10 protein-coding genes are annotated in these 13,834 nt (G+C 58.6%); 2 read left to right on the forward strand and 8 right to left on the reverse strand.

The genetic code is table 11. The annotated features are described in order from the left end of the window. Nucleotides 1–4,579: 4,579 nt before the first annotated feature. From HAV21_RS17750 to rpmH, 8 genes are all read right to left on the reverse strand, one after another. Nucleotides 4,580–5,827: a ParB/RepB/Spo0J family partition protein gene (locus tag HAV21_RS17750; RefSeq protein WP_166842618.1), complete on the reverse strand. Its 1,248-nt coding sequence runs from the start codon at nt 5,825–5,827 to the stop codon at nt 4,580–4,582. Between the two features lie 67 nt (nt 5,828–5,894). After that, nucleotides 5,895–6,950, reverse strand: a complete 1,056-nt coding sequence (locus HAV21_RS17755; RefSeq protein ID WP_223941332.1) for a ParA family protein — start codon at nt 6,948–6,950, stop codon at nt 5,895–5,897. Between the two features lie 88 nt (nt 6,951–7,038). Next, on the reverse strand, nt 7,039–7,689 hold the full coding sequence (rsmG, locus tag HAV21_RS17760) for a 16S rRNA (guanine(527)-N(7))-methyltransferase RsmG (RefSeq protein ID WP_166842619.1): 651 nt from the start codon (nt 7,687–7,689) through the stop codon (nt 7,039–7,041). A 6-nt stretch (nt 7,690–7,695) separates the two neighbouring features. Further along, the gene (locus HAV21_RS17765; RefSeq protein WP_142937301.1) at nt 7,696–8,247 is read right to left on the reverse strand and encodes a R3H domain-containing nucleic acid-binding protein; all 552 of its coding nucleotides are present in this window, start codon (nt 8,245–8,247) and stop codon (nt 7,696–7,698) included. Further along, nucleotides 8,247–9,224, reverse strand: a complete 978-nt coding sequence (yidC, locus tag HAV21_RS17770; protein WP_166842620.1) for a membrane protein insertase YidC — start codon at nt 9,222–9,224, stop codon at nt 8,247–8,249. Before yidC ends, HAV21_RS17765 begins: the two co-directional genes overlap by 1 nt. Nucleotides 9,225–9,240: 16 nt before the next feature. Next, nucleotides 9,241–9,726, reverse strand: coding sequence for a membrane protein insertion efficiency factor YidD (gene yidD / locus HAV21_RS17775; protein WP_142937299.1), 486 nt, complete (start codon nt 9,724–9,726; stop codon nt 9,241–9,243). Then, nucleotides 9,656–10,066, reverse strand: a complete 411-nt coding sequence (gene rnpA / locus HAV21_RS17780) for a ribonuclease P protein component (protein ID WP_142937298.1) — start codon at nt 10,064–10,066, stop codon at nt 9,656–9,658. The genes yidD and rnpA overlap by 71 nt, the downstream gene beginning before the upstream one ends. A 41-nt stretch (nt 10,067–10,107) precedes the next feature. After that, nucleotides 10,108–10,245, reverse strand: a complete 138-nt coding sequence (gene rpmH / locus HAV21_RS17785) for a 50S ribosomal protein L34 (RefSeq protein WP_011776797.1) — start codon at nt 10,243–10,245, stop codon at nt 10,108–10,110. A 465-nt stretch (nt 10,246–10,710) separates the two neighbouring features. Here rpmH and dnaA point away from each other — a divergent pair, with 465 nt between their 5' ends. Then, nucleotides 10,711–12,129, forward strand: coding sequence for a chromosomal replication initiator protein DnaA (gene dnaA, locus HAV21_RS17790; protein ID WP_024818846.1), 1,419 nt, complete (start codon nt 10,711–10,713; stop codon nt 12,127–12,129). Between the two features lie 575 nt (nt 12,130–12,704). After that, a complete protein-coding gene (dnaN, locus tag HAV21_RS17795) occupies nt 12,705–13,829 on the forward strand; it encodes a DNA polymerase III subunit beta (RefSeq protein ID WP_011772783.1) in 1,125 nt (374 codons plus the stop codon). The last annotated feature ends 5 nt before the right edge of the window (nt 13,830–13,834 follow it).

The following is a 13,834-nucleotide window of genomic DNA, read 5'->3' on the forward strand; positions in this document are numbered from 1 at the left end:
GAACGATCCGAGGACAACACCAGCTGCACAGCTTCCTCACGGAAAGCCGCATCATATTTTCTTCTAGGACCAGTCATTCTGAAGTCGATCTCCCATCAACCTGTCTCAGAAAACCATACGGCCGCAGCATATCCCCGGCATATCGTTGCGAGAGACAGGCTTATCACCTACCCAAGGCAGTGAGTACCAGAGGGCCTTACTGACTCTCTGTTGCTAGGGACGCATGGTCCGCACCGCTCCCGTGTCGCGCTTAACGTAGAGACCCCGCCCCAGCCCACCAGCTTTACACCGCCAGAACAACACCAGTTCGCTCCTAACGACTAAAGGAGAGGCAGTACCGTGGGGCGTGATGGGACCGCACGCATTCTTGTTTTGGCAGAAGGCAGCTGTTGCCGCGTCATTCACAGAACCAGCACGAGAACTGCCTTGAATCGGGCAAACCTTCTGGATTCGGTCCTCTTGCCCATCCGAACGGGCGACGAGTGCATGCCTGGAAAGTGCCGATGCGGGACAGTGTTTCACGTGAAACACAGCATGAATCCAACTCCGCACCCCCAAGCTAGCCCCGAAGCTGAACTATCAGAGGAGTTCAGCGATCAGCAGACTTAGACGACCAGTTAGTTGGTGTGACCTTGTCGCCAATCTGGGCATCAACCGACCCACTCCACCCATGGCACCGAATTGCCAGGAGATGAACGCTAAGTTCACAGGATGCAGAGCACACCCTAACCGATATCGCGATGGCGGTGGTATCCACATCTTGATTCAACCCCGCAGGCAATCCGATACCAGCGAAGCACTACGGATCTCTCCATCAGACTTCTATATGCCCTTTCTAACACCGATGTCAGAGTTTCTCCCCAACCCTCCGTCAGGGACCCCGCCCTTCGGCTTCAGCCTCACTCATGCAGAGTCATTCGTTGGCCGACCCGAACGGCTGTCGTTCTTTCTGGTCCGCCGCTACTGCTCCACGGGGAAGGCTGTCTGCAAGCAGAGAGGACGCGGTCAAAGGCAGAGTCCAGTAGCCTTCTTCCAGAATGCACGGCCATCGTAGATGCGATGACAGTGCCCCAAAGCATTCAAGCTTCCAGCCTAGCTACTCGTTTTGGCGAACTCAGAGCATGCCCCCAGCGCCGCCCGTTCGTCGAAAGTGGTCAGCGACGAGTCGAATGTTTCACGTGAAACGAAGCGCCCAAGTAGGTTACTGTTTCACGTGAAACGGGATGGGATGAATCGCAGGGTACGCCGACGTCATACGCGGGATTACTCCTAGACGCGGCTGTGGCGCAGGCCGTCGCTGGCCCCATGGGGCGCGGCTGTAACGCTTGGCCGAAGCACGATGCCTTGCTGGCCGGCATGCGTCCCACGCGCCGGCAGGTGCCCAAGGGGGTCTCCAGGCTATGTATCAGCTGCGGAGTGGCATCGATGAGTCCTGGACTCTGCAGGGCACGACGCTCCGATCACGTAGTGCAATGCCACCCCTACGCCAACATCATGAGCCCAAGATTCCATCGATACATCGGATGTATTTCACTATGCATTCGGAGGCTGGAGTATAGGACTAGACGAACGCATGGACCTGGGCGACTCTGCGTTCGACTCCTCATATCCAGCCGCAATTCAAGCGAGGACCAGAATTCTCAGAGGGGCAGGTGGACGGGCCTCGGTACAGCACGCGTAGCGTCACGGATACCCGCCAGCCAGCATGAACTCGCATCATGTAGTGCTCGTCAGCAGCAGCATCCCACCTCATCTTTGAGCAACTTATACACAGCGTTATCCACAGGCTTATCCACCGCGCATGACACACCCCACATTCGCCTCCCCTCGGAGCATGTTCACCTCGAAAGTGCGGCATGGTGCCGTCCCCCGTGGGGTGAATGCATTGCGCCCGGAAGCGCTGCGGGTAGGCCGCATTCGGGCCTGCAAATGCAATAGAAAGAGGGCTATTCCGGCAATATTGCGATCGAAAACACCATGGCCAATTCGGTTGCCAGTTGTTGGTCCTCAGTGTCGACCGTGACTCGATGATTCACATGAAGGCCTTGTTCGTCGTGAGGGATGGGCCCGACGAGAATGCGCATCCTTCCACATAGTTATCCCCATAGTTATCCACAACGATATCCACCGTCGGCAGAGGGTCTGCGAGGCCTCCAAGACCACCCTGCCGAGCCGCTCGCGAAGTGTTTCACGTGAAACACTGTTGACGTGCCCGCGCCAGCAGTCTCGATGGCGACGCTATGCCATGCCGGTTCTGTCAAAGCACGGGAATGACCACCGCCTCATCACCTCCATCACCTCCATAGGCAGTCGACGGCGTGACGCCACGTCACGTGAATCCACTGGGCAACGTCGGACCTATTGTGGGAACAATCACTACGTTGCCTTGTGCTCGCTCAAGCATTTGACCGAGGCCTGGCAGGCTCTCAGCACGCTACGTCCCCCCAAGTCGTCAGCCGTGACACTGGTGTGGCCCAGATATAGTCAACTGAGAGCTCTAAGAAAGACTCGGTATGCTTCTTGTAGTCACCCGACCATGATCTAGGGCCGTCGTCCACGTTGCCCTGAGGAGATCGACGGATACCTCGACGGCCCTCCAGACCGACATACCCGCATGGGCGCATGGGGGCATGGCCGCATGGCCGCATGGCCCATGTGTAGCCCATCGCACATCGCTTCTCATAGCTATGCCAACCCACGCCTCGAAGTATGGGCTTGAACGCCCACATAAGCCCAGGCCCGGGGGAGCATTCCGTCCACCACGCTTCGTACGCCGGCGCTTGCGTTTCTACCAGGCATAGGGCAGTTTGACAATGTGGCGCACCTGGCATCACGGCATCCGAGAGAAGCCATACTGATCCAACAGGCACCAGGGGAACCGGCTCTCCGTCACTGTGAAGTCGGAGGCTGCTTGGTCGAAGCCCACAATCGTATCCATCGCGGTTGCCGGGAGAGTGGGAGGGCCGGCGAGGTATCTTTTGCCGCTCTTTCTCCACGAACGGGCCCCCTACGCGTCATACCTTTGGTTCCTAGCCAGTCATAGGCACAGTAGTTGGCCGCAACACGAGACGGAGTCCATGGCAGCCTCCTCCGGTAAGGCCTCCTTACACGAATGAATGTCCACATCACGAGCTTGGACCCTCTCACTGGGGGTGTCAGAACCTCCGCGCCCGCGTTTGGTCACCACGCTCCTCAACGCTTGACTGCTACCGATCCACTAAAGTTTAGGTAAAACCAGATGAGCCCAGATTGTTTCACGTGGAACGGTGTGCTGATCTGCACCGGACGGGCTTCGGTTTGACTCGGAACGTTGGCGCCTGCGGGGATTCAGCGATCTTTGGCATCCGCCGGATCAACGAAGGCGTACTACGAGCTCTCAGAGTCGGATGTCCTCAGCGTTCAGCTCCAGTAGGGTCGCATCTCTGGGTCATGCGTCGACGCCCCGTTTCACGTGAAACATCCCCCTGTAACTTCCCTCCGAGATGTAAACGCCCACTGCCTGACCACCCGGGGCGGAGGGGGCCAAATCGGAGCCCGGACCGCCGCTTACACCTACTCCTGGGAGTACCGGAAGACTAAGACAGGCACGCCATTGATGGACTCGTTATCAGCGCTGGTACCCAGAACGCCACCACAAGTGCAGAGCCGATCGTTCTCGGCACTAGACCCGGCGAAGTATCCCAGTCTCCTCCTGTGTTGGTACTGGAGCAACACAGAGAGAGACCGGCCCTCCGAGGGATAGTCACTTCTTCCCAAACCTAGATTCGATTCCCTGAAACCCAATGAGGTCCGGAGAGCCATTCGAAGAATGCTCACTGATTTCGTCGAATTGAACCACCTCTCCGTAGGAACCGTTGCGATGTTTCACGTGAAACAGGGTAAGAGAGGGCTGACTGGCGGCCTCGCTCGCGTCCATCTGTGCCTTAGAACCTGCACCACACCCGAACTGTACCCAAAGCCCATCTAAACCCGACAGGAAGCGACCATTTTGGCCTCGGCCATCCATCAATCCTTCGTACCAATGAAGGCAATTAGCGAACCGCGGGGCACTGTTCCGTAGATGACATGGCCGACCAGGACCGAACTCCTGTAGGTTCGGTGCCATGCCGGACAACCGACAGACCCCTAATAGCTCGTTCAGTACACAGGCCCACCTCAACGCGTATACAGCCTATACGGGTGCTAACCCGACTTGTGGCACTCAGTGTCCGCTTGGGGCACCTTGGGGCCTTCTGACATCCACTGGGCGCTAGTGCTGGTCCAGGAGAATGCGTGCAGCCAAATGACTCCCGCCTGCCTGCCTCGTTCCCCCGGGACCCCATGCACCAGATTGAACTATTCTCGAAATGCGCCATACACCAACCACATTTCGCACAGAATGCCTACGCTGGCGGCAATCCGTCCGCGTAGGCGTATTTACCAGCGGTCCTTATCCAAAGGGGACACATAGTTTCACGTGAAACACTCAATCCAAAAGTCGGGCGGAAAGTACCCGAGCAGAGCAATTATCGAAGTTGCACACTTAACAAAAATGGGGCCCACACCGTAGGTGAGCCCCATTCAGTTGAACTGCTAAGAATTAGTCGTCGGCTCCCGGCCCCAGAACGTCCATAATCCGGTTAAGATCTTCCACGCTGGCGAACTCAATACTGACGCGGCCTTTTCGCGCACCCAAAGTGATCTTCACGTTAGTATCCAAACGGTCTGACAGTGACGATGCCAGGTAGTCCAGACGCTCGTGCCGGGCATTAGGCTTGGGGATGCTGCTCTTGGCCGGCGCGGTGGGATCCTGGTAGAGAGCAACCGACTCTTCGGTAGCGCGGACGGACATGCCCTCGGCCACGATCTTCTGTGCCATTCTTTCCATGGCTGCAGCATCAGGGAGCGATAGCAAAGCGCGTGCATGCCCAGCAGACAGCACGCCGGCAGCCACGCGGCGCTGAACCAACGGCGGGAGCTTGAGCAGACGGAGTGTGTTGGACACCTGTGGACGGGAACGGCCAATTCGGTCGGCCAACTGCTCGTGCGTGGTACCGAAGTCCTCCAGAAGTTGCTGGTAAGCCGCAGCCTCTTCGAGGGGGTTCAGCTGGCTACGGTGGAGGTTCTCAAGGAGAGCATCGCGAAGGAGGTCATCATCCGTGGTGTCACGGACAATTGCAGGGATCGTGTCGAGTCCTGCAGCCTGGACGGCACGCCACCGACGCTCACCCATGACCAGCTCATACGGTTCTCCACCCTTTTCGGTTGAAGTACGTACAACAATTGGCTGGAGGACGCCGATTTCACGCACGGAGTGCACGAGCTCGGCCATGTCATCTTCATCGAAGACTGAACGAGGCTGTTTGCGGTTCGGATGAATGTCGCCCACGGGGATCTCGGCAAATCGAGCCCCGGGAACTTCCACCAATTCTACCTGGGGAGCTGACTGTGCCGGGGGCGTGGTAGGTGCGGCTGACGCCGTCGAGCCTTCTGAGTCGGCGGCCGTCTTACTGGCAGCTGACCGTGAACCGGAAGCTTTGCCGGCAGTTTTGGAAGGTGAAGTAGTTTTGGCGCGGGAAGACTTTGTCGCCGCGGCTTTGGTGCGTGATGCTGCAGCTGCGCCCTCATCCGCTGCGGATGCGGCCGACGTCTTCTCAGCAGCCGGCTTGGAATCAACAGCACTCGAATCCTCGAGTAAGGTCTCTACGGTGGTCTCCGCAGTCTTTCTCGCCTCCGGGAAGAACAGATCCACCGGACGGGAGGGTGCGGCACCATTTCCCTGGGCCGAGGCCGAGCTAGGAATGAGAGCCCCAAGACCCCTGCCGAGGCCCCTTCGCTTTTCGCTCATTGATTCATCCCTCCGATGGAATAGCTGAGCACGGAACGGCCCAAGCTGTTGCAGTGTTTCAAGAATTCTAGCGTTCGGCTATTTCGGCTGCGGCTTCCATGTAGGAAAGCGCGCCGCTCGAAGAAGGATCGTACGTCATGACGGTCTGCTGGTAGCTGGGAGCCTCAGAGATACGTACCGACCTCGGAACGACAGCACCCAGGACTTGGTCCGGGAAGTGCTGGCGAACCTCGGAGGCTACCTGCGCAGCCAGGTTGGTGCGACCGTCGTACATGGTCAAGAGGATAGTAGAAACCACCAGGTCAGCATTAAGGTGCTTCTGAATCATCTCAATATTCTTGAGGAGCTGGCTCAGGCCTTCGAGTGCGTAGTACTCGCATTGAATGGGAATAAGGACTTCACTGGCGGCGCAGAATGCGTTGACCGTCAACAGCCCAAGGCTGGGCGGGCAGTCAATGAAGATGTAGTCCAGGCGACCTTCGCCGTCGTTCTCCCGCTCCTTGGCGTAGACGTCAATGGCGCGCCGGAGCCTCTGTTCACGGGCAACAAGCGAAACCAGCTCAATCTCAGCTCCAGCCAAGTGAATAGTTGCGGGTGCGCAGATGAGGTTTGGAATGTCAGGGCATGGGGCCACAACATCCCTGAGTGGAAGATCATTTATCAGAACATCGTAAATACTGTCCACGTCAGCGTGGTGTTCGATGCCCAAAGCAGTAGATGCGTTGCCTTGGGGATCGATGTCGATTACCAACACGTTGAGGCCGGCAGATGCCAATGCGGCGGCAATGTTCACCGTAGTGGTGGTCTTGCCGACGCCGCCCTTTTGGTTGGAGACCGTGAAGATTCGGGTCCTACTCGGCTTGGGCAGCTCCCTGCCGATCAGCCGTTCGCGCCTACGGGTCTCGTTAGCCAGCTGACGTGCGATGGGGCTGGAATCATCGATGGAATCCATGACGTTACGCACTCCATCTGAGACCGTTTCACGTGAAACGGCAGCATTATCAACCGAATCTGTACGCACAATCGCAGACTGAAGAGATGCGGAGGGTGTAGCCATGGCCCGCGCGGACCCCAGAGACATAAACGGGGGGATTCGCTGCGTGGAGGTTTCACTACTGCCCACTGGTCACACTCTCACTCTCATTCGGCGCTTTGCTGCCGTTCTCTAGCCTAACCGCTCAGCCGCCGACACGCGGGAAACCGGGCGGGACCTACGCCGTCTTTCCGGGCTTGTTGACGATGATCCTCACCACGGTGGTGGGTTCCTCCAAAAGCTCCTGTCCGCAAACCACAACTGACGTGTCCACGCCACCGAGTTTGCGGATAACTTTCCTGGCCTTCTCGATCTCTTCACCGGCACTGCGTCCCTTGATGGCAACAACTTCGCCGTGGCCATTCAGAAGGGGGATAGTGAGACCGGCCAAGTTGGAAAGCGCAGAAACGGCCCGGGCGGTCACAACATCCGCGTCCACCATTCCAACTGCCAGCTCAGCCCGCGTCCTCATGATGGTGACGTTGTTCAAGCCGAGGTCATCCACCACTTCCTGGAGCCAAATGACACGCCGTTCCAGCGGTTCGATCAATGTCAGTTCAAGGTCCGGGCGGGCAATGGCAAGGCAAAGGCCTGGGAGGCCTGCACCGGATCCGACGTCGGCAACGTGGCTGTCCATGGCGATGGCGGACTCAATAACTGCACAGTTCAGGACATGGCGGCTCCACAGACGTGGAATCTCGCGCGGCCCTATGAGCCCACGCTCCGTACCCGATGTAGCCAAGTGTTCCACGTAACGCTTGGCAAGATCCAAGCGCTCCCCAAAAATCTTCTCTGCCGCTTCCAGTTCAGCTGCGGTGATTTCAACCATGAGCTGCTAGTCGGCCGAAACGACGATGTGGCGGCCAGCGCCTTCGCCTTCGGACTCGGAGACGTATCCGAGGTCAGCAACGACGTCGTGGACGATCTTGCGCTCGTAAGCACTCATCGGCTCCAGGGCCACAGTTCCGCCATCAGCCTTGACCTTGGCCACGGCATCCTCGGCAATCTTCTGGAGCACGCCAGCGCGTTCCTTACGGTAGCCGTTGATATCCAGGACGAGGCGGGAACGGCTCTCCGTAGCAGACAGAACCGAAAGGCGGGCCAGTTCCTGCAATGCTTCCAGGACTTCTCCGTCGCGTCCTACGAGGCTGTCCAAGGCAGCAGACTCTTCATCAGCACCGATGGAGATGTATGTGCGCCCGTTGCGGACCTCGATGTCGATGTCGCCGTCGATGTCGGCGATATCCAAGAGTTCCTCAAGGTAATCGGCGGCAATGTCGCCTTCCTCTTCCAAGCGGCTGGCCGTCTTGGACTGGGTCTCTTCCGTGGAGACTTCCTGCTCCTCAGTCACAGGGACAATAACTTCTTCAGTGCTCTCGGCAGACATTACTTCTTCTTCCTGTTCTTACGTTGTGGCTGGACGCGCTGAGCCCTGACTTCGGCGGCTGCCGCAGCAGCAGCTTCGGCTTCTGCGGCGGCGTCCGCGGTCTTCTTGCCACCCAGCAGGGGCGGGAGGCCCTTGGCGGCACGGCGCTCCTCCAGTGCCTTAGCGGCGGGGGAACCCGGGGTGGGCATACGGCGGATGACGAAGAACTGCTGGCCCATGGTCCACAAGTTGGTGGTGGTCCAGTAGATAAGGACACCGATGGGGAAGTTGATGCCACCGATACCGAACACGAGCGGCAGGATGTAAAGCATCATTTTCTGCTGGCGCATGAACGGGCTGGCCATGGCCTCTTCGGACATGTTCTTGGCCATGATCTGCTTCTGCGTGATGAACTGCGAGGCCGTCATGGCAACGATCATCACGATGGAGAGAATCCAGACTGCAACCTCGTTGCCACCGGCACCACCGTGAAGCAGGGAAGCAGACAGCGGGGCACCGAAGATGCTGGATTCGTCGAACTGGACAACCTGGTCGGCGCTCATTGCCCCGATGCCCTTGCCGCTGTTGCGGGCCGCGGTGATACCGGACAGCACCTGGAACAGCGCGAAGAAGAACGGCATCTGGATCAGCATCGGCAAACATGCCGAGAACGGGTTGGTCCCGTGCTTCTTGTAGAGAGCCATCTGCTCCTGCGCCATGGCCTGGCGGGAGAGCTGATCGGTCTTGCCCTTGTATTTGGTCTGAAGTTTCTTCAGGTCAGGCTGGAGCAGCTGCATACCGCGCTGGGCTTTGATCTGCTTGACGAAGACAGGAATCAGGGCGGCACGGATCACCAACACGAGGCCGATGATGGACAGAGTCCACGTCCAGCCGTTCGCGGCGGGCAGGCCAATGAAGCTCAGTCCCTCGTGGAAGCCAACCATGATGATTGACACCAGCCACTTGAACGGAAACATGATTGTTTCAAAGAAGTCCATACGATATCCCTATTCGTTAGGCCGCAGAGCGGCCTTCTTCATCAGCCTGAACAGCCAGGAACTGGTCCGGATTGTTCAGTACAACAATTGTGGGCGTCCGGCCTTCAGGCCAATGACGGTGGCCGGCGGGGACGTGGTCCACTCCACCGGCATTCCAAGGATGACATTTGGCGAGCCTTTTGGCTGCGAGCCAGCTGCCCTTCACGGCGCCATGCACCGTTACTGCTTCCAGTGCATATGCGGAGCAGGAGGGAAAGAAACGGCAAACCTGGCCGTACAGGGGCGAGATGACCTTGCGGTACGTCTTCAGTAAAAGAATGAGGATGTTGCGGGGCAGCTCCCAGAGGAACATACCTACCGCCGCCGGAAGGCTCCGATGCGGAACCTTGCCGGAGGGGTCGTTTGAGGAAGGAACGACGGCGGTGCTTATGTCATGCACGCGGTGTCCCTTCCGTAGTGGTGCCGTTGTGTTCAGTCGAAGCGTTGCGTGGACCTGAGCCACTCAATCGCTTCGTCGTCACTGCCAGTGCGGCGTTGTAGTCCGAGAGCAGCTGCTCCCAGCTGGCTGTTGCAGCTGCGGGCAGCGCCCGGACTACTACCGCCAGACCCGTTCCATGCGTGTGCAAGGACAGGGCGCCTGCTTCTCTCAGTCTCCTCTTAACGAGGTTCCTGGTCACGGCGTTCCCGACGGCTTTGGAGACAATGAAGCCGATTCGACTCGGCTCCCCGGCCCCTATAGAGGCCGTATATAACACTAAGTTCCGGCGTCCATTGCGGACGCCGGAACGTACAGTTGTTGAAAAGTCGGTAGACGTCCGCAGACGGTTAGGGGTGGCTAGCACCGTCGAACCCGCAAAAAGACCCTGACCGACAAGTCAGTTATTTACGCCGACAGTTCGACGCGGCCCTTGCCGCGACGGGCAGCCAGGATGGCGCGGCCGGCACGGGTGCGCATACGAAGGCGGAAGCCGTGCTTCTTGGCCCGACGGCGGTTATTCGGCTGAAAAGTCCGCTTGCTCACGTTAGTTACTCCAGTGGATCAAAGGTGCGCCCACCCGATCAAAAAAGGGGAAGAACTGGCCGACGCTAAGTTTTGTATGTGCCTGCCGCCGTTGCCTTCCGCACGGTGAACGTACGGAGTTACAACTGATCTCAAAAGCGGACACAAAGGACTTCACAACGTTAGGGCAAAAAGGCACCCACAGTCAAACCGGGAGCCTTCTGCGGGGCTATCCACAGCTGTGCCCAACCGTGGTTCCCAGCCTGTGGATGAAGTGGCTCACAGGCCGCTTTCCGGAACAACAACGGTGTAATTATCCACAGGCAACTTCCCAGCTATCTTCTAGCGATTTCATCCCCTAGAGTGGCTCAGTAGCCCAATGTCCACCCGCTGTGTATAACTCTGTGGATTATCGCCCAGAACAGCGCCGCCGGAGAGACTTCGGCTGCCAGCAACGCCGGCAAGCAAGTATTTAGGAACTGATTGATGACAGTAGACGAAGCCAACCACGCCAACACTGTCGGAAGTTCCTGGCGCAGGGTACTGAGCCTTATGGAACAGGACGACCGGGTCTCACCCCGTCAGCGCGGTTTCGTCATCCTCGCCCAAGCCCAGGGCCTCATCGGTTCAACCTTGCTGGTGGCCGTTCCCAACGAGCTCACCCGCGAAGTCCTCCAGACGCAGGTCAAGGACGCCCTGGACGATGCCCTCCGCAACGTCTTCTCCGACGACATTCGCTGCGCAATCGACGTGGACACCGATCTGGTGCCCGTCCACGCGGAGCCGGAACCCGTCGTCGAGCTTTCTGCTGTTTCTGACTTCGCCGAACCGAAGCCGCAACCCACACCCCCGAGTACCTCACATGAGTTCGGGCGCCTGAACCCGAAGTACATCTTCGATACCTTCGTGATCGGTTCCTCGAACCGCTTTGCGCACGCTGCCGCCGTGGCTGTGGCGGAAGCGCCCGCGAAGGCCTACAACCCGTTGTTCATCTATGGCGATTCGGGTTTGGGTAAGACCCACCTGCTCCACGCGATCGGACACTACGCCCGCAGGCTCTACAGCGGCATTCGGGTCCGCTACGTGAACTCCGAAGAATTCACCAACGACTTCATCAACTCCATCCGCGATGACGAAGGCACCAGCTTCAAGACCACGTACCGCAACGTGGATGTGCTCCTGATCGATGACATCCAGTTCCTGGCGGGCAAGGACCGGACCCAGGAAGAGTTCTTCCACACGTTCAACGCCCTGCACAACGCCAACAAGCAGGTTGTCATCACCTCGGATCAGCCTCCCAAGATGCTGGCAGGCTTCGAGGACCGCATGACGTCGCGCTTCGAATGGGGCCTGTTGACGGATATCCAGCCGCCGGAACTTGAGACCCGGATTGCGATCCTTCGCAAGAAAGGCCTCAGCGAAGGCCTCTCTGCACCGGATGATGCTCTGGAGTACATCGCGTCGAAGATTTCCAGCAACATCCGCGAACTTGAGGGCGCACTGATCCGTGTGACGGCATTCGCGAGCCTCAACCGCCAACCGGTGGACGTGGCCTTGGCGGAAATGGTTCTGAAAGACCTGATCACCGACGACGGCGCCCAGGAAATCACGGCGAAGCAGATCCTGGACCAGACGGCCGACTACTTCAAGCTCAGCATGGAAGAGCTCTGCAGCAAGTCCCGTACACGCACCTTGGTGACAGCTCGACAGATCGCCATGTACTTGTGCCGCGAGCTGACGGACATGTCCCTGCCGAAGATCGGCCAGGAACTCGGAGGCCGTGATCACACCACTGTCATCCACGCGGACCGCAAGATTCGTGAGCTGATGGCGGAGCGCCGTGTGATTTACAACCAGGTCACTGAGCTCACCAACCGGATCAAACAACAGCAGCGCGACTCCTGAAATCCACATCGCACCCGCCACTACATACCTTATTAACAGGTGCATGTGGATAAGCCTGTGGATACTTAAGGGGACAAGCTCGGTTAATGGGCTTAAAACCCTTAAGCCACCTGTGGATCGTTAAAAACGGGCCTGGGAGTTGTCCCCATCCACACCCTGTTTAAAACCCAGTTAACACACAATCCGTGAACAGGGCTTAACCGCGGAACTGCGGGGCGAGATCGAGTTATCCACAGTTTCCACAGCAGTTATTAACACTACGAATCCCAAAAAATTGAAATCCCTCAAATAACAATCTCGTTCCGGCGCCCATCCCCTTCTGCAGATCACGGGCAACCAGACCGGCCAAGGCCGGCCCGTGGCTATCCACATACGAGGGGGCTGGCCTGACGGGGATGGGTTAATCGCGGATCTTCCGGCTAAGCTGTCAGCAGCGCTCCCATCCTTGGGTCTGTTTGTAGTTCGCTCAGCGCGGACCATGCAGGTTCCGGTGCCGGACCGCGATGATTTAGCGGCTTCCAAGCAGGAATCCGCAGCTACTACATGGCAGCAGCAATGAAAGGCGGCACCCTTCCGTGAAGTTCAGAGTCGACCGCGACGTCCTGGCAGAAGCCGTTACGTGGACCGCGCGGTCGTTGTCTCCGCGGCCGCCCGTCCCCGTGCTCTCCGGTCTCCTCCTCAAAGCCGAGGCAGGTACCGTCAGTCTCTCCAGCTTTGACTACGAGACCTCAGCGCGTTTGGAAATCCCGGCAGATATCGCTGTGGAAGGCACTATCCTGGTCTCCGGACGCCTGTTGGCAGACATTTGCCGCAGCTTGCCCTCGGCCCCTGTCGAAGTGGAGACCGACGGCAGCAAGGTCACCCTCACGTGCCGTCGAAGCAGCTTCCACCTAGCCACCATGCCCGAGTCCGAGTACCCGGCACTTCCGGCGCTTCCGGCAATCAGCGGAACCTTGCCGGGCGACGCTTTCGCCCAGGCCGTGTCCCAGGTGATCATCGCAGCGAGCAAGGATGACACCTTGCCGATCCTTACCGGCGTCCGCATGGAAATCGAGGATGACCTCATCACACTCCTTGCCACGGACCGCTACCGCCTCGCCATGCGCGAGGTCCCCTGGAAACCGGTCACTCCGGGCATTTCCACCAGCGCACTGGTCAAGTCCAAGACACTGAACGAGGTAGCAAAGACTCTCGGCGGCAGCGGCGACATCAACCTCGCACTTGCTGACGACGACAGCCGGCTCATTGGCTTCGAAAGCGGCGGACGAACCACCACATCACTCTTGGTGGATGGCGACTACCCCAAGATCCGTTCGCTCTTCCCGGACTCCACTCCGATCCACGCAACAGTCCAGACTCAGGAACTCGTCGAGGCCGTCCGCCGTGTTTCGCTCGTGGCCGAGCGAAACACCCCGGTCCGCCTTGCCTTCACCCAGGGCCTGCTGAATCTCGACGCCGGCACAGGCGAGGATGCGCAGGCTTCCGAGGAGCTGGAAGCCCAGCTTTCCGGTGAGGACATCACCGTTGCCTTCAACCCGCATTACCTCGTTGAGGGCTTGAGCGTAATCGAAACCAAGTACGTTCGTTTCTCCTTCACCACTGCTCCCAAGCCGGCCATGATCACGGCCCAGGCTGAAGCGGACGGCGAAGACCAGGACGATTACCGCTACCTCGTGATGCCGGTCCGCCTCCCCAACTAGCTGGA

The organism is Paenarthrobacter sp. MSM-2-10-13 (genome assembly GCF_011605365.1).
GTDB lineage: Bacteria > Actinomycetota > Actinomycetes > Actinomycetales > Micrococcaceae > Arthrobacter.

Bases quoted from the DNA above. Each gene is read 5' to 3' on its own strand.
- HAV21_RS17750 (WP_166842618.1), bottom strand. From the start codon at position 5,827: ATGAGCGAAAAGCGAAGGGGCCTCGGCAGGGGTCTTGGGGCTCTCATT.
- yidC (WP_166842620.1), bottom strand. From the start codon at position 9,224: ATGGACTTCTTTGAAACAATCATGTTTCCGTTCAAGTGGCTGGTGTCA.
- rsmG (WP_166842619.1), bottom strand. From the start codon at position 7,689: ATGGTTGAAATCACCGCAGCTGAACTGGAAGCGGCAGAGAAGATTTTT.
- HAV21_RS17765 (WP_142937301.1), bottom strand. From the start codon at position 8,247: ATGTCTGCCGAGAGCACTGAAGAAGTTATTGTCCCTGTGACTGAGGAG.
- dnaA (WP_024818846.1), top strand. From the start codon at position 10,711: ATGACAGTAGACGAAGCCAACCACGCCAACACTGTCGGAAGTTCCTGG.